The 21,983-nt window shown below is 37.9% G+C and carries 18 protein-coding genes; 5 read left to right on the forward strand and 13 right to left on the reverse strand.

Features of this window, described 5'->3' with window-relative positions; translation table 11 throughout:
- Positions 1 to 25 precede the first annotated feature (25 nt).
- From HFC68_RS06830 to HFC68_RS06845, 4 genes are all read right to left on the reverse strand, one after another.
- Complete coding sequence (locus HFC68_RS06830) at positions 26 to 2,560, reverse strand: M1 family metallopeptidase (protein WP_167399741.1); 2,535 nt, start codon at positions 2,558 to 2,560, stop codon at positions 26 to 28.
- A gap of 48 nt (positions 2,561 to 2,608) precedes the next feature.
- Positions 2,609 to 4,009, reverse strand: coding sequence for an MFS transporter (locus tag HFC68_RS06835; RefSeq protein WP_167399742.1), 1,401 nt, complete (start codon positions 4,007 to 4,009; stop codon positions 2,609 to 2,611).
- Between the two features lie 132 nt (positions 4,010 to 4,141).
- Complete coding sequence (locus tag HFC68_RS06840; protein ID WP_011673065.1) at positions 4,142 to 4,798, reverse strand: hypothetical protein; 657 nt, start codon at positions 4,796 to 4,798, stop codon at positions 4,142 to 4,144.
- A 608-nt stretch (positions 4,799 to 5,406) separates the two neighbouring features.
- On the reverse strand, positions 5,407 to 5,721 hold the full coding sequence (locus HFC68_RS06845) for a helix-turn-helix domain-containing protein (protein ID WP_167399743.1): 315 nt from the start codon (positions 5,719 to 5,721) through the stop codon (positions 5,407 to 5,409).
- A gap of 162 nt (positions 5,722 to 5,883) precedes the next feature.
- Between HFC68_RS06845 and HFC68_RS06850 the strand changes: the two genes are divergently transcribed.
- Positions 5,884 to 6,276: a hypothetical protein gene (locus HFC68_RS06850; RefSeq protein ID WP_029257749.1), complete on the forward strand. Its 393-nt coding sequence runs from the start codon at positions 5,884 to 5,886 to the stop codon at positions 6,274 to 6,276.
- A 589-nt stretch (positions 6,277 to 6,865) separates the two neighbouring features.
- On the opposite strand, the gene guaA is transcribed toward HFC68_RS06850, so the two are convergent.
- From guaA to HFC68_RS06870, 4 genes are all read right to left on the reverse strand, one after another.
- Positions 6,866 to 8,419 carry a glutamine-hydrolyzing GMP synthase gene (gene guaA / locus HFC68_RS06855; protein WP_002832859.1) on the reverse strand — a complete coding sequence of 518 codons (1,554 nt, stop codon included), beginning with the start codon at positions 8,417 to 8,419 and terminating at the stop codon, positions 6,866 to 6,868.
- 132 nt (positions 8,420 to 8,551) lie between these two features.
- Positions 8,552 to 10,366, reverse strand: coding sequence for a cation-translocating P-type ATPase (locus HFC68_RS06860; protein ID WP_167399760.1), 1,815 nt, complete (start codon positions 10,364 to 10,366; stop codon positions 8,552 to 8,554).
- Between the two features lie 44 nt (positions 10,367 to 10,410).
- Positions 10,411 to 10,965: a DNA starvation/stationary phase protection protein gene (locus HFC68_RS06865; RefSeq protein WP_060743345.1), complete on the reverse strand. Its 555-nt coding sequence runs from the start codon at positions 10,963 to 10,965 to the stop codon at positions 10,411 to 10,413.
- On the reverse strand, positions 10,965 to 11,195 hold the full coding sequence (locus HFC68_RS06870; protein WP_036672855.1) for a heavy-metal-associated domain-containing protein: 231 nt from the start codon (positions 11,193 to 11,195) through the stop codon (positions 10,965 to 10,967). Before HFC68_RS06870 ends, HFC68_RS06865 begins: the two co-directional genes overlap by 1 nt.
- A gap of 130 nt (positions 11,196 to 11,325) precedes the next feature.
- Here HFC68_RS06870 and HFC68_RS06875 point away from each other — a divergent pair, with 130 nt between their 5' ends.
- Positions 11,326 to 12,009, forward strand: a complete 684-nt coding sequence (locus HFC68_RS06875; RefSeq protein WP_167399744.1) for a Crp/Fnr family transcriptional regulator — start codon at positions 11,326 to 11,328, stop codon at positions 12,007 to 12,009.
- 55 nt (positions 12,010 to 12,064) lie between these two features.
- Here HFC68_RS06875 and coaA read toward each other — a convergent pair whose 3' ends face one another.
- The 4 genes from coaA to helD all read right to left on the reverse strand — a co-directional run bounded on the left by coaA (position 12,065) and on the right by helD (position 17,844).
- A complete protein-coding gene (gene coaA, locus HFC68_RS06880; protein ID WP_002832851.1) occupies positions 12,065 to 12,982 on the reverse strand; it encodes a type I pantothenate kinase in 918 nt (305 codons plus the stop codon).
- Between the two features lie 53 nt (positions 12,983 to 13,035).
- Positions 13,036 to 13,740: an acetolactate decarboxylase gene (budA, locus tag HFC68_RS06885; protein WP_167399745.1), complete on the reverse strand. Its 705-nt coding sequence runs from the start codon at positions 13,738 to 13,740 to the stop codon at positions 13,036 to 13,038.
- A gap of 11 nt (positions 13,741 to 13,751) precedes the next feature.
- Positions 13,752 to 15,428 (reverse strand): acetolactate synthase AlsS, encoded by a 1,677-nt coding sequence (gene alsS, locus HFC68_RS06890; RefSeq protein WP_011673058.1) that lies wholly within the window; start codon positions 15,426 to 15,428, stop codon positions 13,752 to 13,754.
- Between the two features lie 118 nt (positions 15,429 to 15,546).
- The gene (gene helD, locus HFC68_RS06895; protein ID WP_167399746.1) at positions 15,547 to 17,844 is read right to left on the reverse strand and encodes an RNA polymerase recycling motor HelD; all 2,298 of its coding nucleotides are present in this window, start codon (positions 17,842 to 17,844) and stop codon (positions 15,547 to 15,549) included.
- Positions 17,845 to 17,984: 140 nt separating this feature from the next.
- On the opposite strand from helD, the gene HFC68_RS06900 reads away from it, so the two are divergent.
- Genes HFC68_RS06900 through HFC68_RS06910 form a run of 3 tightly spaced genes read left to right on the forward strand, consistent with a single transcriptional unit; the run spans position 17,985 to position 20,985 of the window.
- Positions 17,985 to 18,653, forward strand: a complete 669-nt coding sequence (locus HFC68_RS06900; protein WP_023440024.1) for a histidine phosphatase family protein — start codon at positions 17,985 to 17,987, stop codon at positions 18,651 to 18,653.
- A gap of 24 nt (positions 18,654 to 18,677) precedes the next feature.
- On the forward strand, positions 18,678 to 20,309 hold the full coding sequence (locus HFC68_RS06905) for an APC family permease (RefSeq protein ID WP_002832844.1): 1,632 nt from the start codon (positions 18,678 to 18,680) through the stop codon (positions 20,307 to 20,309).
- 7 nt (positions 20,310 to 20,316) lie between these two features.
- On the forward strand, positions 20,317 to 20,985 hold the full coding sequence (locus HFC68_RS06910; RefSeq protein ID WP_023440022.1) for a histidine phosphatase family protein: 669 nt from the start codon (positions 20,317 to 20,319) through the stop codon (positions 20,983 to 20,985).
- Positions 20,986 to 21,026: 41 nt separating this feature from the next.
- Here HFC68_RS06910 and HFC68_RS06915 read toward each other — a convergent pair whose 3' ends face one another.
- Entirely contained in the window at positions 21,027 to 21,977 is a 951-nt protein-coding gene (locus HFC68_RS06915) for an ABC transporter ATP-binding protein (RefSeq protein ID WP_029257747.1), read from the reverse strand.
- Between the last annotated feature and the right edge of the window lie 6 nt (positions 21,978 to 21,983).

Raw genomic sequence — 21,983 nt, forward strand, 5'->3', positions numbered from 1 at the left:
TTAAACGCTGATTGAATTTTTTATTTTATGCAATTATCTTTTCGATGGCTGTATTAACAGCTGCTTTTTCGGCTTGTATTAACTTCACTCGACCTTCAATGACTTTAATGTCCATTGTAATTTCACGTGTTAAGCCTGGCGTTTGCAATTTAGGTTCGAAGAAGGCTTTGAATTCCTCCAACCGTGCTGGTGTTCTAAATATATTAGCAATCACCGTGATGAAGGTATTAAATTCCATATCACCACCCACAGTATCTTCCAACCATTTCCAATCATTTCGAATCCAATCCCAAGTTAATTGTTGCCCTTTAGCATTAGCTAATAGACCTCGGAACCAAGCTCGCAAATCTTGGGGTTTAATCGTGCTAGCATCCTCAAATTTTTCAATAATAGCTTTGATTTGCTTTTCATCCGTAGTAGCAGTGAGTGCTCTACTTAAATCAGCTTTATAACTTGGATCAGTCGATTGACGGTACTGTTCCATTAACTGGTTAAATAGTCGTTCGTTATTAAAGTTTTTCACTTCGTTACTCAAAACATGACTACGAATATCGGCTGACAAGTTGGATAACTGATTTTGATTTTGTTCAAAAAGTTCATGTGCTGCTAAAATTGCTTCAGGATTCTTCGCGTATAATGCGGCTCCCAATACATAAGGTCGAGTTAACTGATCATCATTACTTTCCGCGGCCCTTGGTTTCCAACCTAAACGTTGTACCTGTTTTGCACTAAGTTGATTGAAAAGTTTTTGAAGGTTCGCCTCTTCTTCACTATCAGGCTGAACAAATTTCTTCAAATCACCAGCCAAGCGATATAAAACATCGTTAACTACCGCTGATGAACTATCAGCAAATTTTTCCAGTAGCGGTACAATTTCAGCATACGAAATTTGATTTCCTTCAGCTAATAATCTTAAGTCTTGGAGAATTTGCAGCTGATCAATTGCTCCTAGTTGGTCCAATGCTCCCAAGATATCCGCTAATAAATCCTTAGCATAATGGACGATGAAATGAGATTCGTTGCCAACATTGAGTCGGAAAGGTTGCCCATTTTCATTTCGAAGCTGTTGATAATCGCCTAACGATAAAGTAGGTTGATCTAAAATTTGAGGAACGACTTCATAGTTACCTTTTAATGGGATTTGCCATTGCCGTCCTGCATTTTGTCCTTCACCAATGAAAAATTGTTGTTGACTAATAGTTAATTGGCCATCGACCACTTCAACATTCACTACGGGATAACCCGGTTGTTCCAACCATGAGTGCATGATTGCTCCGACGTCAATCCCCGCAGCGTCTCCTAGAGCAGCCCATAAGTCCGCCCCTTTTGCATTTCCATACTGGTGATTATTAAAATACTGCTTCAATCCGGTACGTAAAGCGTCATCGCCAATCAAGGCCCGCACCATTACTAGCATACGTGCTCCTTTAGCATACACGATGGCTCCATCAAATAGCGCGTCTATCTCAGATGGGTTTTGGACCTGCACATGAACAGACTGTACACCATCAGTAGCATCTCGCTGTAAGGCTGCAGGAACATCAGACGTTTGGAACATTTCCCAAATATGCCAATCAGGTTCAATCGCATCAATTGCTACGTATTCCATCATATTGGCGAAACTTTCATTTAACCATAAATCATCCCACCATTGCATGGTAACTAAATCACCAAACCACTGATGAGCTAACTCGTGCGCGATGACGGTTGCCACTAGTTGTTTAGTTTCTAGAGCCGTGTTCTTAGGATCTAATAAAAGATAGGCTTCACGATATGTTACTAGCCCCCAGTTTTCCATTGCTCCGGCTGAAAAATCAGGTAGAGCTAGTTGCCATGAATGGGGCAACGGATAAGCTGTATGGTAGAATTCTTCATAAAATTCGATTGAACGTTTGGCAATATCAAGTGCAAAATCAAGTTCTTGAGCTTGATGAGCTTTAGTAGCAAAGACTCCGACTTGCACGCCGCTAGTCGTCTTTGTCATTTTACTTTGAAGATCTCCAAAAGCAAAAGCGATTAAATATGTCGACATTTTAACCGTCGTATCAAAATAATGAATTCCATCGACTACCTTAATTTCAGGCATATTACTTAAAATGGTTTCTCCATCATGTTCGTCATACTTTATTGCTAAATCAAAAGTTGCCTTAGCCTCTGGTTCATCAATCCCAGGAAAGGCTTGTCGAGCAAAAGTTGTTTCAAACTGGGTACCAACCAACTGTTTTTGAACTCCATCGACTTCATAGTATGATGGATAAATTCCCATCATGCTGTCCGTTAGTTCAGCTTCGTATTCAACAGTCAAAGTTACATTACCAGCTTGACTTAGTTGCAGACGAATCACTTCATTTGCTGAATCAATTTCAAAAGGCGTTTTCTCATCATTAACATAAACCACCTTAACTTCTAAATCCTTTTGGTGAAGTGCAATTTCGGTCTGCTGGGCTATCCCTTGAATGACCGTTTTACCACGAAAATGCTTAGTTTCACGGCTGATATCTAAAAATATATCGTAGTGTTCGGGTTGAAATAAATCATAAAGACGCGTAATTTTAGCCATAGTTTTCTCCTTATTTTATAATACAATTTTAATTATACAACTTCACGATTAATTCGTCTGTTTAATTTGCTTATCTAAATTTACCAATCGATGTAAAAAGCCCAAGATAATTAATCCTAAAATAACAAGTAGAATAAACGCCCATCCACTGCCCGCACTGATATTTTGGGCTCTGGTGTAACCTGGATGATGAACTGAACCCATCATTAACGCTAAAACCGTCGTTCCAATCGCACCAGCCACCTGTTGACCGGTGTTATATAGCGCATTAGCGTCATTTTGAAGTTCTTGGTCGATATGTTTTAAACCATAGGCAACGGAGTTACCAAACGCCATAGAACGACCAATGGCAAAAATTAAGTATGCTATGGTAATTCCCAATACTCCCATATGTGGTCCCCAAAGGGCTAAGGATGCTAGCGCTAAGGTAAATAAAATATCACCCATATATAATGGTAATTTTCCGCCAAAATTGTCTAACATCCAACCATAAACTGGTTGTCCAAATCCATTTAATAGACTCCCTGGAAGCAAAATCAAACCACCAATTAAGGATGTCGCTTGGAATACATCTTGAACGTAGTTGGGAAGTAAAAAGTTAATCCCCACGTTAGCGAATTGCAACATTATATATGGTAGAAAACTAAATAGAAAGGCCTTATTTTTGAATACGTCTAGTGAAAATAAAGCTTTAGTAGCATTTTTAGATTTTTTTACAAACAGCGTTGTTAAACCAATACTAAGTAATAGTAAAACGATAAATGAAATATAAGCGCCTGACCCCAAATTATTGAGTCCAACGATTAGGGCTACTAGTGCCAACCCTAAAAGAATAAAACGTGTCCAATCAAAAGCATACTGTTTTTGAGTTGGGGTATATTGTTTAATTTTTTTAGACCCTAAAACCATTAGAATCAATGCAATCGGTAATGTTCCCCAGAAAATCATTCGCCAACTTGCAAAAGCGACCACGGCCCCTCCAAAGGTTGGACCCATGGCAGGCGCAATTAAAATAATTAAATTGGCTAACCCAATATAAGTTCCTAGCTTGTGTTGGGGTACAACCTCTAAAATTATATTAACCATTAAAGGAGTACATAACCCCACACATCCGGCTTGAATTAAACGGCCTACCAAGAGCACCCAAAAATTCAGCGCTGCGCCACAGATAACATCTCCCAATCCAAATAAAATGGCTGCTGCCACAAATAACTGTCGATTGGTAAATCTTCTTTTCATGTAGGCTGAAGTTAACATGACTAACGCAGCCATTAACAAATAGCCTGCCGTTACCCACTGCACTGTACTTAATGACACCTTAAATTCTCGCATCAAAGCTGGGAAAGTAACGTTCATTGAAGTTTCCGTTAAAACTCCCATAAAAGACATCAGTGCCACAATCGCCACAACTACCATCGGATTGGATTTTTTTGTTGATGATTCTTGCATTAAAACTCTTCCTCTCAAGGTTACTTTTTAAAAGTACATAACTTCTATAATGGAAATAATTAAAAGATTTGTCAAATTGGTTCATCAAAAAAGACGTAACGTTGTTTTATCAGCGTTACGTCTTTCATTAAATTAATTTGTTCTACTTAAATTTTTAAGATACTTGTGTTCAACTCTTCGACGTGCTTCCACAGCTTCTTCGAAATCTAGAAATGTAGCATTTAAAACTAAATCTCCTTTATGCATCATTCGTGCAACCCATTTTTGTGAGGGATGATCAAACGAAACACCGATTACACCACTAGTATTTCTAGCTCCAATGTTGACTGCTTGAACCGGATTCCCATTCCGATCCTTGAAAGCGTTACTGTTTCCAATTTGTTCTGCCGTTGCTGCATTCTTTCGAATTGTTTGAGCAGCCTTTTCTTTACGTAAGCACCCACAGCTTTTTACGTTCCCTGTTCGTAAACGGTAACTGTCGGCCTCAATCATCTTGCCACAAACACAACGACATAACCAATAAATATTTCCATTAGAACTGACTTTATCCGCTCTACCCAAAACTGTTAGTCGAGCAAATCTTTTCCCTTGTAAGTCATATTTCATTCTGGAACAATTTCCACAACTTTTTGTGCCACCAGATTTAAGATGCTGTAATTCAACATCTTTTTCTTGTCCACATTCACAAACACAGTGCCATTTAGTATTCCCATTTTTTGCTTTCCCTGATGGATACTTAGCCACTAATTTACCAAATTTCTTACCCGTTATATCTATCCGTATTCCCACGATAAACACTCCTTATATTCTTACTCCTTTTCTTTGGCTTTTTTAAATAGTTAAATAAAAAAGCACTTCCCTGCTATTCCAACTACATGTTCTTAATTAGAATGCTAATGAAAATCAGTAAAGCTTCCCAATTCTTTACTGTTCATCCTGCACTCTAACTTTGTATAGCATTATATCCCATAAAACATTAACCCCAGGATATTTTGCTCAAGCAACCGAACATGCACGTATTAGTATACAAACTCACAAATTAGTGTGTCAACCACATTTCTAGATTTATTTGTAGAAATTAAAAAAGTAATTTTTTCCAAAAAAAATGATAAATTAGCGATAACTTATTTATAAAAATAAGTAAGTCTTATTTAAGCATCTTTAATAAGAGTTAGTGAATATACGTTCAAAATTTGAAGAAAGCGTATTAACAAACACAACATTTGCGGTATAATATACTAGCACGCGTAAATCAATGACTTATAATTTAATTTATAAATAAGAATTTCATTATAAAAATTGATGATAATTCAAAGAAAAATATCTAAAATATCTATTCGAAGTAACTAATGCTTCATTTTTATGTAAGCCGATATAAAAAATGGATAAATTTACATTTATTCATTTTTTAAATCAATAATGCTAAGAAATATATCTGTATATTTTTCACGCGTTTCAGCATCTAACTTTAAAAATTTTCTAACAAATTCATCACTTTTCTTATCTAATTTACTGTGCTTAAAAACATCCCCTAGCTCTAGATCAAGAGCGTGTAAGATACTTTCTAGTTTTGATATAGATACGTCTTCACGTTCTCCACGCTCTAATCTGGCAACTAAATCAATCGAAACATCCGCCTTTTCTGCTAATTGTTCGGTTGTTAAATTTTTTCTTTTTCTGTTTTTTCTAATAAATTGGAATCTTTTTACCATGCAGTAACCACCTTCCAAAATTAAAACTAACGAAATCGAAGGTAAAACAACATAGCTAAATTTACCTATTTTATAAAAAAATATTGCTAAAAGTAACTAACTAATCTACCATTAGAGGTGTGTATACATCGGATTTGTAGGTACTAATTCAGGAGGTTTCAAATGAGTAATATCCTTATCAGTCTTTTGACATTGATAGCTATTTTATTTTGTTGGAAATCGCTTTATCAAAATCCAGCTAGACAGATAGCTGGACGAAAATTTTATATTACCAAAGAATATCCTACTACTTATGCTAATGCTGTCGATAACTTAGACCATGCTACTATCCAATTTAAAAAAGATGGTAGCATCAAGTATGAAGTAATTAATGATTATTCCAATGATAAATGGACAATCAATGGTCACAAAGTTGAAATGGGTAACATTGCTGATCCCGATCGCACTTATATTGATCTGAATGATGAACGTCAAATTGACGGCCACACCTTCTATGAAATAAAATTTGAAGATGATATAAACATTTTCCAATATTTCCTAGTTTCAGAGAACTAATACTTTACAATTTAATTAAAACTATAAAAAACTTCAGAAAGTTAGTCTTTCTGAAGTTTTTTATTTTGGTAATCTATTTTGTTTAGTTTCTGACACTAAATGTTTAAAACAGGATGCAAACTTATCAAATAATAGAATTGTACCATAACATAATCTAAACTTATAAAAAAATAATAACTGAAACCCGGGGTTATAGGGACTCCGTTTAACTCTTAGCAAAAAGATAACTACTAGTTAAACACCGCAATATAAGCAATCTAACATGATTTTTAAAAATTACTTACTATAATTAAAAACTACTTTCTTCCAACAATAATCAATACTTAGCAAACAATTAAAAGTTATTTTGCTATAGAATCATTAGCTATAAATGTTTATATTCTAGTCTAATAACAAAAAAATCTCTAAATTAGATTTTAGAAAAATCCAATTTAGAGATTAAATCTACGTAAAAACTTTTTGTATTGGCACCAATAAAAATTGTAGGAAAATTGTAGGGAACCACATCAATTTTTATTGTTTTCCGTCCCATTAAACACTCTTAAAAGCCCGTAGTTATGCGATTCTTATTTTAAATTTTATATTACTTTTATTCCCATTCCACAGTTGCCGGTGGCTTAGAAGTAATGTCATAGACGATGCGGTTAACATGGTCCACTTCATTTACGATACGTACCGAAATCTTTTGCAAGACATCCCATGGGATACGAGCAAAGTCAGCAGTCATACCATCAATTGAGTTAACAGCACGGATACCTACTGTGTAATCGTAAGTGCGGCCGTCACCCATAACACCAACACTACGGATACCAGGTAAAACAGTGAAGTATTGCCAGATATCACGGTCGAGACCTGCCTTCTTGATTTCTTCGCGAAGAATCAAGTCACTGTCACGTACGATTTGAAGTTTGTCTTCAGTGATTTCACCGATTACACGAATTCCCAAACCAGGACCTGGGAATGGTTGACGCCAAACGAGATCTTCTGGCATTCCCAATTTTTCACCAAGATCACGAGCTTCATCTTTAAATAAAGTACGAAGTGGTTCGATCAATTCAAAGTGCATGTCTTCTGGAAGTCCACCCACATTATGATGTGACTTAATCGTTTGAGCAGTATCTGTTCCACTTTCGATTACATCAGTGTAAAGCGTACCTTGAGCTAGGAAGTCAATTCCTTTAAGTTTTTGTGCTTCATCATTAAATACTTGAATAAACTCGTTACCAATAATCTTACGTTTTTGTTCAGGTTCTGAAACACCAGCAAGCTTACTCAAGAAGCGATCTTGAGCGTCCACTTTGATAATGTTCAAACCAAACTTACCTTCTAGACTATCCATAACTTGCTTTGCTTCGCCCTTACGGAGTAAACCGTGGTCTACGAAGATACATACTAATTGGTCACCGATTGCTTTATTGAGCAATACCCCAACCACGCTAGAATCCACCCCACCAGAAAGACCAAGCAATACTTTACGGTCTCCCACAGTTTCACGAATTTGTTGTACTTGCATATCGATAAAGTCGTTCATGGACCAGTTAGCTTTAGCTTCACAAACGTCAAATGCAAAGTGCCGGAGAATTTCGTTACCATATTGAGTATTGCGTACTTCAGCATGGAATTGAACCCCGTAGAACTTACGAGCATCATCAGCCATTGAGGCAATCGGACAGTTTGCGCTAGTTGCAACGGTCTTAAATCCTTCAGGGACTTCACGAACCAAATCACCATGGCTCATCCAAACTGTTTGTTTAGCAGGAAGCTCTTTAAACATAACCGCTTGATCATCAGTCACATCAATATCAGCATGACCGTATTCACGGTTATCAGCTGGTTCAACTCGTCCGCCTAAGTTATAAGTCATTAATTGCATTCCGTAACAAATACCTAAAATTGGAATACCTAACTTATAAATTTCTGGGTCAATTCGAAAGGCATCTTTATCATAAACACTGTTAGGTCCACCAGAGAAGATAATTCCTTTAGGATTAATCTTTTTGATTTCTTCAGCAGTAATCTTATGAGAAAGAAGCTCAGAGTAAATACCGAATTCACGGATTCTACGTGTAATCAATTGGTTGTATTGACTACCGAAATCCAAAACAATGATTTTATCAAAATTTGATAAATCTGCGTTCGCCAAGTCCTTCACCTCATTCTTTTATTCTTACTCATCTATCATACAGTAAAAACGGGAAAAACCATAGCCCCTAAGCTTGCCTCACAATCGATGAAAAGGCTATCAATCGCGTCATTATCTTACTACCTAACGTTTTCAAAATTTCATTCTTAACAACCGCATTGCATTAAAAATAACTACTAAGATACTTATTTCGTGAAAAAGCATCCCACTGGCCATATTGACCCAACCATAAGCCACACCGATTAATAACAACGCCACGGTTCCAATGGCAATTCCTACGTTTTGCATCGCGTTTCGCATAGTAGCCTTTGCCACCCGACGGGCATTTTGGATATTACTAAAATCAGAATCAATCAAGACCACGTCGGAAGTTTCAATTGCTACGTCAGTTCCATTTCCCATCGCAATCCCGACATTTGCCTTGGCAATTGAAGGACTATCATTGATGCCATCTCCGACAAATAGGACGTGCCTACCATCATTTTGTAACTGTTCCAAAAACAGTGCTTTTTCTTCTGGTAGCATTTGTGCTTCAACCTGATTAATCCCAATAGTCTTAGCAATCTTTTTCGCAATAACTGAATTATCACCCGTTAGCATCCACTGCTTGTCGATTCCACTCTGTTTTAATTTTTCAAACGTCTCTTTTACACCTTTACGAACCTGATCGACTAATCCCATCATCAACACCAGCTTTTGGTCAACAGTCATCAAAACTACGGATTGTCCATCACTTTCAATGACCTGTAAATCGCGGGCTTGTTGAGTCGTTAGCTCAATCTGATTTTCTGTTAAAACACGACGACTACCAATCCAAATCGTTTGCCCTTGATATTCACTTTTAATTCCAATCCCTTTAATCGTTGTTATAGGCAAATTAAGATCGGCCGTAGTTTTTTGCCCACGCTTTTCGTAGTATTCCACAATCGAACGAGCTAAGGGATGATTCGTTTGTTTTTCCAAATCGGCTGCTAATGCTAGCCAGTGATCTTCTTGATATTCTTTAATGCTTTTAACGGTGGGCCGTCCTTCGGTAACTGTACCCGTCTTATCAAACAAAATCGTATCCACTTGGGCTAGTTGATCGATTACGTCTCCACCCTTAATCAAGATTCCAGCCTTAGCTCCACGCCCGATTCCAGCTACATTGGAAACTGGCGCTCCAATTACTAGTGCCCCTGGACAAGCTAGAACCAAAATCGTGATGGCTAACCGTAAATTTTTAGTTAAAAGTAAAATTAATATTGCCACTACCAAAACGAAAGGTGTGTAATACTTGGCAAAACGATCAATAAACTTACTCATCGGTGCTTGATTATCCTGGGCTTCTTCCACTAATTCGATAATTTTTCCGAAAGTTGTATCTTCGCCAACTTTTTGAGCTTGCACTAAAATCTGACCGTTTTCCACAATCGAACCCATATAAGCTTGGTCTCCAGTGGTTTTATCCACTAATTTAGATTCACCGGTGATTAACGCTTCATCAACTTCAGCACTACCGCTAATAATTTCACCATCTACTGGGACTTGGTCGCCAACTCGCACAACTAGAACTGCCCCTTCATCAACCTCATCAATTTCAACTTCTTGATACTGACCATCAACCACCATGGTGGCCGTTGTTGGCTGCATTTCCGTTAAATTTTGAATCGCTTGGTGTGTTTTTTGTAGCGTTCGCTGTTCCAAAAAATTTCCAAAGGCAAACAAAAATGTTACCATTGCTGCTTCTTCAAATTCTAAGATAGCTACTGCCCCAACTACGGCAATACTAACTAATAATTCAATGCTCATCACTCGTGCTCGCAAAGCAGAAATGGCTTTGAATATGATAGGTAGTCCGGCTACCAAAGTTGCTATTCCGTAAGCCCCATTGGCAATCAACCCCTGGTCAGCTAAGTGTTGCATTAACCAACCAATCACGGTTAGCGTTCCAGCTACTACCAGCATGGGATTGCCATGTTGTGTAAACCATCGCTGTATTTTAGCCAAAATTAATCATCATCCTCTTCATCGTCATCTTCTTCCAGTCCTTCCAAGGGTTCTTTACCTAACCGTGCTTGAATTGCTGCTGAAAATTGATTGAAACTACCATCTAACTCAATCAAAAAGTTTTGTAATGGAAATTTACTTTCATTTTGGGCTAAAATAATGGCTCGACTAATAAACATCTTGCTGGTTTGGATATCATCGACTAACATTGCTAACATTTCTTGATCCGTTAAATATTTATTGCGCGCATTTTCCGTCAACATTTTATATTCTGAAAATTCTTCAGTAATTGATGAAGGCTTTTCTCCTACATTTACTAACTGATGTCCTAATTGGTTAAAGTAGTTATCCACAGTTTGGCGCATCGAGCTTAAAAATTGTTGATCCGCAAAATAATTGTTTCCTTTTATATACCATTCTAATTGGTTTAATTTGGTCGACATCACTCGTAGATTCGCCAAGATGTGATTAGTCATTGCCCCAGCTGTGGGGAGATGATGGTCAATTTCATTTTGTTTTTGTTCAGCTTGATATAGCTCTTCAATTTCTTCACGCATTAGCTTTCACTCACCTTTGTTTTTAAGTCTTTAACGGTATATCCTAAATTTTCGACCGTTTGTTTCAAGGCTTCACCTTTTATTTCAGGTTCAACTTCGGCTTTGATTTTACTAGCATTGAAAAGGACTTTTACCCCTTTAACACCGTCCATCTTATTCAAGGCCCCTTCAATTTTGGTCATACAACTAGGACAAGTTAACGTGTCCAATTTCATAATAATTTTTGTCATTTCAACTAACCTCCTTGATTTGTTATATTAAGCATATAAGGTTTCAAACTAGTTGAAATTGACGTAGATCAATTTTTTTAAATTTATTTTTAGCTATTATAAAAGTAACCTAACTCAGGGAGGTCATATTTTGCCTAAACAACTTCATCAGCATCACTGTGTTCCACTAGTCCCGATTTTTAAAAACTTAAATATCGAACAAACTGCTGTAGTGGAATCCATCGTGCATCATCAGCAACTTCCTGCCAATTCGGTCTTATATCAAGAAGGAAATCGAATTGACGCACTCTCAATCATTGCCAACGGCCAAATTAAGGTCTTTCGTACTGCCGAAAATGGTAAAGAACAACTCTTATATCTCCTCCAAGCTGGTGATATCAACGGTGAAGCCGCGCTCTTTAATCAAACCGAACATAACTCGACGGCTATTACGCTCACTCCCACAACGGTTTGTACTATTAATCGCGCTGATTTTCAAAATTTACTTACACGTTATCCCCAGGTTGGAATGAACGTTATGAACACATTAGGTAGCCGACTTTTAGAATTAGAGCGTCAAACGACTAAATCTAATACGGAATCCGTAGCAAGTCGTCTGGCCGACTACTTAGTCGAGACCGTATCTGCTTTAAATCAAAATCCGGTTCGTTTACCCCTTAAAAACAAAGACTTAGCGACCCTCCTCGGCACTACACCTGAAACCATTAGTCGTTACTTCAAGCAATGGCACGAGCAGCATTTAATTACTAAACTAGAACGCCATCAAATCAGACTTAATGATGTGGATAATTTACTTTTAGCTACCAGTAACTAAATAACCTATAATAAAAAAGATTGCCTAGTGAGGAATAGCTCACTAGGCAATCTTTTTAAACTCGTACTAAAATGTTATCCATTACATGTCCCGTAGTCTTATGCAGAATAATATCCGCTCTAAACCGCGTCGGTAAGATAAATTCTTCTAGGTTTTTTAAATTAATGTCTCGCCAAATTTTATGTGCCATTTCGAAAGCTTCCGAACGTGGTAATTTAGCGTATTTGTAATAATAATTAGTTGGATCATGGAACGCTGTATCAAGCAATACCCCGAAGCGTTCTAAAAACCATTGCTCAATTAAATTTGCATCCGCATCCACATAAATGGACCAATCAAAAAAATCACTCACATAAATGGTTTCATTAGCCGGTAACTGTAGCACGTTGATCCCCTCAACAATCAGAATATCTGGTTGATCAATCGTATCAAACTCATTTTCCACAATATCGTAAACTTGGTGAGAATACTTCGGTACTTTAATTTCTTTTTTACCACTCTTAACGTCGCTTAAAAACTTAATTAAGGATTTCATATCATAGCTTTCGGGAAATCCTTTGCGATTTAAAATATTCCGTCGCTTAAGTTCCGCGGTAGGGTATAAAAATCCATCGGTAGTTATTAACTGGGTTTTTAAGCTCGTAAACCAGCTACTCAAGAGTTCTTGTAGTAAACGTGCTGTTGTACTTTTACCAACCGCCACACTCCCTGAAATACCGATAATAAAAGGCGTTTTTTTAACTGGCAATTGTAAAAAGTCTAATTTATCACGATTCCATTTTTCAAAATCCGCATACTTTTTTTGGAGCAATCGTACTAACGGCACGTAAACATCTTGCACGTCTTCGAGTGAAATTTGATCATTTAAAGCTTTGATATCTGTTAATTGTTGCGTGGTCAGTGGTAATTCGGCTCGTTTGGCTAAATTTTGCCAATCTTCCCGCTTAAACTCAAAATAACCTTGTGCTTCCATTTCCAATTCCTCATCTTCAAAAAATTACGTCTATTCTAGCATAGATAATTCGTTTATTCAGACTCAGAAATTGATTGTTGAATTTTTTCCGCGTCGCTAGCCTCATGTGCCATAAATTCTGCGTCTTGAATTGGTAAATTGAGGTCTAAACCGTCTAATAGTTGCCAAGAAAGTTTAACTTGATCCGCCTTAAAGTCTAGTAAATGACCTCCGAATTCGTGTTGATCGTCAATAAAATGAAGATGCATCCCCGCTACTCCCGCACCATGGAAAAGAACTGGGGTGTAGTAGCCAACTACTGTTCCTCTAACATCTTCAGCATTAAAAACTTGTTGTTTAGATGCTGTTTCACTAAGGGTTGGATAAGGACGTTCTTGTTGCTTTACCACCCGAGTTTGAACTGTACGGAAAGTTCCACTAATTTTAATAGCAACAAATGTATTTTGATATGACAATTCTTTAGCAAGTGTCGCATCCACATCTTTCATCTCAATGTCAGATAACACTGCTCGTCCTTCAAAATCCGCTGAATTAACGTTAGCAAACGGTAATAGTTCATCATCACCAATAACCCTAATTGTACCGTCTGCTAGCGCTTGGTAAGGGGCTCCATCTAAAATAATTAATTCGCCATTAAGGCCTTCAGCAGTTCCGATTCCAAAGTCACCGTGCTTCAGTAAATCGGAAACCGCAAGCGTCCCACCAAAAAGTCCATCTACTAGCATTGCGAGCGTCCCATGTTGAAATAATTTTGCCATTTAAATCCCTCCTATAATTGGTCAGGAAGAAGTGATTGCCCTAGCTTAACGTTATCGGAATAATCAACTGGGATATCCACCACTACTGGTCCTTCTGTTTGAAATGCTTCGTCAAGAATTTTACCCAAGTCCTCTGGTTTTTCCACACGCAATCCTTTAGCGCCATATCCTTCAGCCAATTTAACAAAATCTACGGGGCCAAAGTCAACGCCTGCAGAATGTCCATACTTAATTTCTTCTTGAAACTTAACCATATCGTAGTATCCATCGTTCCAAATAATATGAACAATATCTAACTTTTCACGGACAGCCGTTTCTAATTCTTGCGCAGAGAAAAGGAATCCACCATCTCCTGAAACTGAAACTGACTTACTATTAGGACGTAACAAAGCGGCCGAAATGGCCCATGGCAATGCTACTCCTAAGGTTTGCATCCCATTACTAAATAGCAAATGACGAGGCTGATAACTTCTGAAGTGACGAGCCATCCAAATGTAGAAACTTCCCACATCAACGGAGACAGTCATTTCATCATCAACCCGATATTGAAGTGCGGAAATAATAGATAACGGATGAATACGCTTGGAATCTTGCTTCGGTACTGGTGGCAAGTCTTGCTTGTTTTGCAACTCACGGAGTGTTTCCAAGTATTGTTCACCATCCACACCAACTTGGTAATCTTTAAGATGCGGAGTTAGCAAATCAATCGTTTGCGCGATGTCCCCAACTAATTCCTTTTCAGGTTCAAAGTTATGATCAATTTCAGACGGCGAATCGTCAATGACAATAATCTTGCCATCCCCTTCTGCGTTCCAGTTACGAGGTTCATATTCGATGGCATCGTAACCCACTGTGATTACTAAATCACTATGCTTCAATAACTTATCCCCAGGTTGATTGCGGAATAACCCCACTCGACCGTAAAAATGATCTTCTAGGTCATGAGAAATAATACCAGCACCTTGGAAGGTTTCCACAACAGGTAAGTTAGCAATCCGCACTAATTCGCGGACGGCTTTTGTCACCTCGGGAGATGAGGCCCGCATCCCGAGTAGCAATACGGGAAGTTGAGCGTTCCGAATGGCTTTAGCTAGCTCTTCAATTTCAATCGGGCTCGCCGGTCCGAGAATCGGTTTTTTTAAAGGTTTGATTGGACGCGAACTAACCGGTGCATTAACCACATCTTGTGGAAAACTAACAAAACTAGCTCCCTGCTTAGATGATTCAGCCGCCCGGTAAGCATTTGCTAAAACTTCGGAAATGTTTTCTGGTTCTTGAACTTCCACACTAAACTTAGTGATGGGTTCAAATAAAGCAGCGTTCCGCATACTTTGATGAGTTAAACGCAATAAGTCATTCCGTGGTACTTGGCCCCCAATGGCTAATACTGGATCACCTTCAGCCGTAGCCGTTAGTAATCCCGTGGCAAGGTTTCCCACGCCAGGTCCTGAAGTAGTGAGCACTACTCCCGGTTTACCGGTAATTCTTCCAACACCAGCCGCCATAAATGCCGCATTTTGTTCATGTCTTGTAATAATTAATTTAGGTTTTTTTGCTCGGTTAGAATGTTCCAGTTGTTCAAATAACAAATCAATTTTGGCTCCAGGAATACCAAAAATATATGGTACATCATGGTTGATTAAACTATCGAGAATTGAATCTGACCCGGTATAACTACTTTGAATCATTATTTTTTCTCCTTTGGTTTTTGAAAGTGATTACATAGTTAACTATATCAAAATATAATAAAAAGAGCTTAATAAAAAAGTATCTTATTTTAAGCTCTTTGTGTTGTATTTTAAGTTATTAAGCTTTTTTAATATATAAATTTTCAGGAATCTTAGTAATTAACGGACTAAGATCATTCTCAGCAACGATTAAGAGTCGATGCATTGCCCGTGAACAAATTGTATATAATAACTGTTCATCCCGATTAGTTTGATAAATCTTCGCTGAGGTATTCCACACGATTACTGAATCAAATTCCAATCCCTTGGCTAAGAAAGATGGAACAACGATGGTACCTTCCACCAAACGTTGATTTTCAGTTCGGATTAGCGTTACTTGCTCGCCAGCTGCTTTTAATTCATCCGCGATTTGTTCACATTCAGCATAGCTACGCCCAATAATGGCGCTAGTCTCATGATCTTGGCGATCACGATGAAGCTGTTCGATCACCGCCTCAACCATTCCTTGATGACTACTATTAATTGAAACCGTTGGTAATTCACCCGCACGATTAAAGGATTCAATTGCTTCACCTTTGACCAAGATTTCCTTAGTAAAGTCTGTAATTTGTTGTGTTGAACGATATGACTTAGATAGTTGAACTACTTCCGTCTTTTCTGGATCAAACATTGTTGATAACTCTGCTAATAAAGTATCACTAGTTTCATTGGCGTAAATTGATTGATTTAAATCTCCTAAAAGTGTGAATTTTGCTCGAGGAAAATTGAACCGAATATAAGCTAGTTGGAAAGCATTATAATCTTGGATTTCATCAATAAATGCATAACGCATAGAACGATCACCTTTTTTACCCGTAATTAAATCATACAAGTATAAATAAGCGGTTGTATCTACCATGGTTAACTGATGCTCCTTAAGTCCGTTTACCACTTTATTCACATGGTTATCCCATTCTGCTTCTGTTACCCCAACTTTCTTTAAATCGTACCATTTGGGGAACGAACGCAGCATTTGGACATATTGGGCATTAATACTTAAGAAGCGATTACGCATAATCGCATTTCGAACCGGTTTAAGTTCTTTCATTACGATTTGACGAGCAAGGAATTTAAATTCTTCATCATTATCCTTAAATTCACGGGGCTCGTTTTTAAATAGGTTGTGTAATTCTTCTTGGCTAAGGTTTTGGACCGCTTCTTCCACCCACTTAGTTCTCAATTCACTACCTACTTTTTGGTTCAATTGGCGGATCAAGGCTTCCCGAGTTCCTTCAATTCGGTTACCCAAATTATAGGTAGTATTAAATGAATAGTAGATGTCTTTAATTTTTTCCTTAGTAGCAAACGGTTGACCTTGGAACATGATATTACGGAATCGCATACCTGCCGTCCCAAGATATTTCGCATATTTAGTAGTAGCTTTGAAAAATTGCAAGCTTCCTTTGAATTGTTCGATTTTACGTTCCGCATCCGTGAGCTTCTTATCAAAACGTTGTTGCAAGTTTTCAACGTCGATGTTTGGAATCCGTCGTCTAGTAAATTGATAATAGGTCATCTGAATCATGTTTTGTTCGCCCAGTTCGGGTAAAACTTGATCAACATAATCATTAAACAATTGATTAGGTGAAAACATGATGACTTGTCCAGCATTTAAATTACCGCGGTAACGGTAAAGCAAGAAAGCGACCCGCTGTAAAATCGCAGCGGTCTTTCCCGATCCAGCTGCACCTTGAACGAATAGTAAATCGGCTGCGGTATTTCGAATAATTTTATTCTGTTCTCTTTGGATGGTTGAAACAATACTTTTCATCTTAACATCGGATTGAGAACCCAACGCGTTTAGTAGCATTTGATCTCCGATAGTTTCGTCCGTATCGTAAACTGAAATCAATTTACCATCTTCAATAGTAAATTGCCGTTTTAACTTCAAGTCTACTGTTTGCGTGCCATCTGGCGTTGCATATTCCACATCGCCCATTTTTCCGTCATAGTAAACACTGGAAATGGGAGCCCGCCAATCATAAATCAAGAAATGATCGGCCGTGTCCGAAAATGAAGCTAAACCAATATAGATGGTTTCATCCTTCTTTTCACCTTTTTCGTGAAAATCAATTCGTGCAAAATAGGGCCGCTTTTTCATTTCTTTAAACGTGGTTAAACGTTTATTAGCGTGTTGCCAACTATTTTCGCGTTCAGATAATAATTGCTGTTGTTGACGGATTGAAATTGCAGTATCCATCATACCTGAATAACTGGAAGTGTTAATTCGAACATCGTTGTAAAAATTCTTATCAATCGCACTACGATCTTTTTCGGCATTATCGGCGTCATTTTCTGCTTTGGCAATTGCAGTATCCACCTTATCTAAAACTTCATCTAAATGTCTATTTTCGTATTCAAAAATTCCCTCTGCCAATGTGAATCACCTCTCAGTTTTGTTAGACATAAATTTTACTCCTTTTTATGCGTTTTCACAAAGATTTAGCTAATTTGGTACACGGGATATATGATAGAATGATTTAGGTTTTACAAAAAATAAGTGAGGAAAGGATTTTTATGAAAAAATTAAAACTATATTTTGTTCGTCATGGACAAACTATTTTCAACAAATATAACCGAATGCAAGGTTGGTCAGACTCCCCGTTAACCGAAAAGGGCTATGCTGATGCACATCGGGCCGGAGCTCGTTTGAAAAACATTGCGTTTGATGCGGCTTATGCCTCCGATACTACCCGCGCAATGAATACCGCCAACGCCATTATGGCTGAAAATGCGCATGAACAATTACCAATCGAAACTATGCCAGAATTCCGCGAAGAATTCTACGGCTATTACGAAGGTAGTGATTCTGCCCAAGCTTGGTTCGAAGCTTTAATGCCAGTTTCAGGTAAACGAACTTTCCATGAATTTTTGGAAGAAAACCCGATTGCTGCTTCAAAAGATGCGATGAAAGCAGCCGACCCTTTCCATGATGCGGAAAATGATGCAGAATTCTGGGATCGTCTCAATCGTGGCTTTGCCCAATTGATGGAAACCCATAACGATGGAGACACCATTTTAGTGGTCAGTCATGGAACTACAATTCGTTCAATGGCAGGAAAAGCTGATCCAACACTAGATATTACTTGGGGTCCTCAAAATGGTAGTATTAATCGTTTTACTTTAGACGAAGATGGCCTTCATCTCGATGAATACAACAATCATGGAGACGAAGAGCTTTTGTAAACAAATTTTAGGAGAGATAAAAGAATGGATAATTCACCTTTAGATTCAAAAAAAAGGTATATTAGTTGGCCTGTAGTAGCCTTAATGGACTTTGTAACGGTTATTGGGTTCGACGATTTAATTTATAATTTTCACAATCAAGGTTTAGCAATTGTTTCAACTTGGATTTTAATGATTTTACTTTTTGTTTGGCCCTATGAAATGATGGTTGGACAATTAGGTGGAACTTTCAACGAAGATGGGGGTGGTTTAGCATCCTGGATTCGTTCTACCAATGGAGATTTAGCCGGATACATCGTGGCTTTCTTCTACTGGATTGCTGGTTTACCATACGTAGTCGATGTTGCTAATTCGGTAGTTGTATCAATTAGTTGGTTAGTCAAAGGCAATGGTGATTTACAAAAATACATGCCAACCATCATGTTCGCTATTTTTACCGCCGTCGTCTTCTTAGTATTTATTTGGTTCCAACACTTCTTCAAAAACCGTTCACTTGAAATTCTAAGTACCATTGGTGGCGGTGCGATGTTCGTGATGACCATCCTATTTGTAATTATGACCGTAGTGGCTTTAATGCACGGTCGTCATATTGCAACTCAACCATTTAATTTAAAAGCATTTATTCCTAAGATTGATGGTCATTTCTTATCAACATTTGGTTTGTTAATCTTTGCTATCAACGGTGCTGAACTAGCCGCACCATACGTTAAAGAAATGAAAGATGGAAAACGCGATTTTCCTAAAGCCATGATGATGCTCCTCTTGATGACCGTTTTCTTAACCGTCTTTGGGTCATTCTCATTAGCAGTGTTCTTCAATGCCCATCATTTACCATATGATTTGAAGATGAATGGCTCTTACTATGCTTTCCAAGCACTGGGTGATGAATTCGGAATTGGAAATACATTCATGTACATCTTCGCTGTCAGTCAAGCAGTTTATATGTTTGCTCAATTGGCCGTAATTTTAGATGCAAGTACCCGAATCTTCCTTTCAGATGTAGCTATGAAGTATCTTCCTAAATCACTAGGTAAGTTAAACAGTGATGGATTACCAATTAATGGTTACTGGTTAACTACTGGAATTGTTTCACTAGTGCTTTTCCTTAGTAACTGGCTCCCAAGTATTAATGATATGTTTAACTGGTTACTTAATATTAATGGGATTGTTTCCCCATTCGTTACTAGTTTTGTTTTCTTTGCCTTTATGCGAATTCGGCAAAATAGTAAGGATTTTCCATCACAATATGTTTTCATCAAAAATGATATTGTAGCTTGGTTAGTTGGAGCTTGGTGTTTCGTTATTACCATCGTCTTCTCGTTCTTAGGAATTCGTCCTACTGACGCAACTCCTGGTACTAACTTATACGATAAAGAACTTGCACTTAATATTATTATTCCAATTATTTTTATTGCACTCTCAGCGCTACTACCATTTATGGCTTGGGTAGAACGGAATGAATTAAAGAAAGTTTCTCGTTCTTCTTACCCATTTGCGATTGTCACCTTTGCCATCGGTGCTTACTTCACCATTAAAGGTGGGTACAATGCCCAAATTTGGTCAGGCGTCTTTGCTTGGGGAATCGTAGTCGTTATTACAATTGCTGTTTATGCACTGTTCTTTAATATCTTTAAAAAAGCATTTAAGAAAGCATAGGAGTTACATGAAAACCGTCAATTATTATTTCGTCCGCCATGGACAAACTTTATTTAATCGTTATCGTCATCTTCAAGGTTGGTCAGACTCACCACTAACTGAAAAAGGCGTTGCAGATGCTAAGCATGCTGGTGATTTGCTTACTGATGTTAACTTTGCAAATATCTATTGCTCAGATACTACCCGAGCGATTAAGACTGCTCGTTACATCAATGCCCAAAACCAACATTCTAAAAATGAAAAAGAAATTGAGATGATTTCAGCTTTTCGCGAACAATTTTTTGGTTACTTCGAAGGAGCTAACTCAGTCGAAACAGAGTTTAAATTGTATCAACAACACTCCACGGTTGAACCAACTTTAAATGCTATGACGGCTATGCATGGTATCAAGGTCGCTATTGATATCTGGAAGGACGTTGATCCTTTTCATGATGCTGAAAGCTATGATGAAATTGTCACTCGGCTAAAGCAAGGATTGGATTATACCTTTAAAAAAGCTCAAGATGGCGATCATCTGCTGGTGGTCTCCCATGGAACCTTGATTCGCATTTTAACATCCATGTTTAACGATCAAATCGATGTTTCTCACAGTCCTCGTAACGGAAGTGTTACGGAACTTCAGTTAACTGAAAATAGTGGACAAATTAAATACTTTGGTAAAACTACTAAAATATAAAAAAGAGGCTTGACGTAAAAACGTCAAGCTTCTTTTTATACTCACTTTATTTTGTAAGCTTCTGCTCGCTGGCGATATTCTTCAATCTCATCATCGGCTGCTTTAACAAAATGATTAGGTGTAATTTCAACCATGCGTCGTTCTTTATCATCAAATTCGCGGGCTGCATCATATGGAACCTGACGCCGGTTGCGTTCAAACTCTGGATCAGGTTCTGGAACAGCTGAAACTAAACTAGCTGTGTAGGCATGCAAAGGATGATTATAAACTTCCTCTGCTGGACCAATCTCTAGCATCTTACCATAATGCATAACTCCAATTCGATCACTGATATACTTTACCATGGATAAATCATGGGCAATAAATAGGTAAGTCAGTCCCTTTTCTTCTTGCAATTTTTTCATTAGATTAACCACTTGAGCTTGGATGGAAACATCCAAAGCAGAAATCGGCTCATCCGCAATGATGAATTTAGGTTGCACCGCTAACGCACGGGCAATCCCAATCCGCTGACGTTGCCCACCAGAAAATTCATTTGGATAACGGCTGGAATGGTCTTTATTTAGCCCCACCGTTTCCAACAATTCTTCCACTTGTTCAGAACGATCCTGTTTATTTTTAGCCAAATGATGGATATCAATCCCTTCAGCAATAATATCTTTGATCTTCATTCGTGGATTCAAAGAAGCATACGGATCTTGGAAGATCATCTGCATTTCGCGTCGAAATTCCATAATGTCTGACCGCTTCTTAATTGAAGCAATATCTCTTCCTTCAAAATTCACGTTACCAGAAGTTGGATCTTGAAGTCGAATAATAGCTCGTCCAGTAGTCGTTTTTCCTGAACCAGACTCGCCCACTAACCCAAAAGTTTCACCTTCGTAGATATCAAAGGAAACGTCATCAACGGCATGGACTTCGTCTTTTTTACCGACATTAAAATACTGTTTTAAATGTTTTACTTCTAAAATCTTTTTAGTTGTGTCCACTATGGTTTC

The organism is Pediococcus sp. EKM201D, from assembly GCF_011800215.1.
Lineage (GTDB): Bacteria > Bacillota > Bacilli > Lactobacillales > Lactobacillaceae > Pediococcus > Pediococcus pentosaceus.

Bases quoted from the DNA above. Each gene is read 5' to 3' on its own strand.
- coaA (WP_002832851.1), bottom strand. From the start codon at position 12,982: ATGGAAGCACAAGGTTATTTTGAGTTTAAGCGGGAAGATTGGCAAAAT.
- HFC68_RS06870 (WP_036672855.1), bottom strand. From the start codon at position 11,195: ATGACAAAAATTATTATGAAATTGGACACGTTAACTTGTCCTAGTTGT.
- budA (WP_167399745.1), bottom strand. From the start codon at position 13,740: ATGGCAAAATTATTTCAACATGGGACGCTCGCAATGCTAGTAGATGGA.
- HFC68_RS06845 (WP_167399743.1), bottom strand. From the start codon at position 5,721: ATGGTAAAAAGATTCCAATTTATTAGAAAAAACAGAAAAAGAAAAAAT.
- HFC68_RS06900 (WP_023440024.1), top strand. From the start codon at position 17,985: ATGAAAAAATTAAAACTATATTTTGTTCGTCATGGACAAACTATTTTC.
- HFC68_RS06860 (WP_167399760.1), bottom strand. From the start codon at position 10,366: ATGCTGGTAGTAGCTGGAACGCTAACCGTGATTGGTTGGTTAATGCAA.
- HFC68_RS06910 (WP_023440022.1), top strand. From the start codon at position 20,317: ATGAAAACCGTCAATTATTATTTCGTCCGCCATGGACAAACTTTATTT.
- HFC68_RS06830 (WP_167399741.1), bottom strand. From the start codon at position 2,560: ATGGCTAAAATTACGCGTCTTTATGATTTATTTCAACCCGAACACTAC.
- HFC68_RS06835 (WP_167399742.1), bottom strand. From the start codon at position 4,009: ATGCAAGAATCATCAACAAAAAAATCCAATCCGATGGTAGTTGTGGCG.
- HFC68_RS06850 (WP_029257749.1), top strand. From the start codon at position 5,884: ATGAGTAATATCCTTATCAGTCTTTTGACATTGATAGCTATTTTATTT.
- HFC68_RS06865 (WP_060743345.1), bottom strand. From the start codon at position 10,965: ATGCGTGAAGAAATTGAAGAGCTATATCAAGCTGAACAAAAACAAAAT.
- HFC68_RS06905 (WP_002832844.1), top strand. From the start codon at position 18,678: ATGGATAATTCACCTTTAGATTCAAAAAAAAGGTATATTAGTTGGCCT.
- alsS (WP_011673058.1), bottom strand. From the start codon at position 15,428: ATGATTCAAAGTAGTTATACCGGGTCAGATTCAATTCTCGATAGTTTA.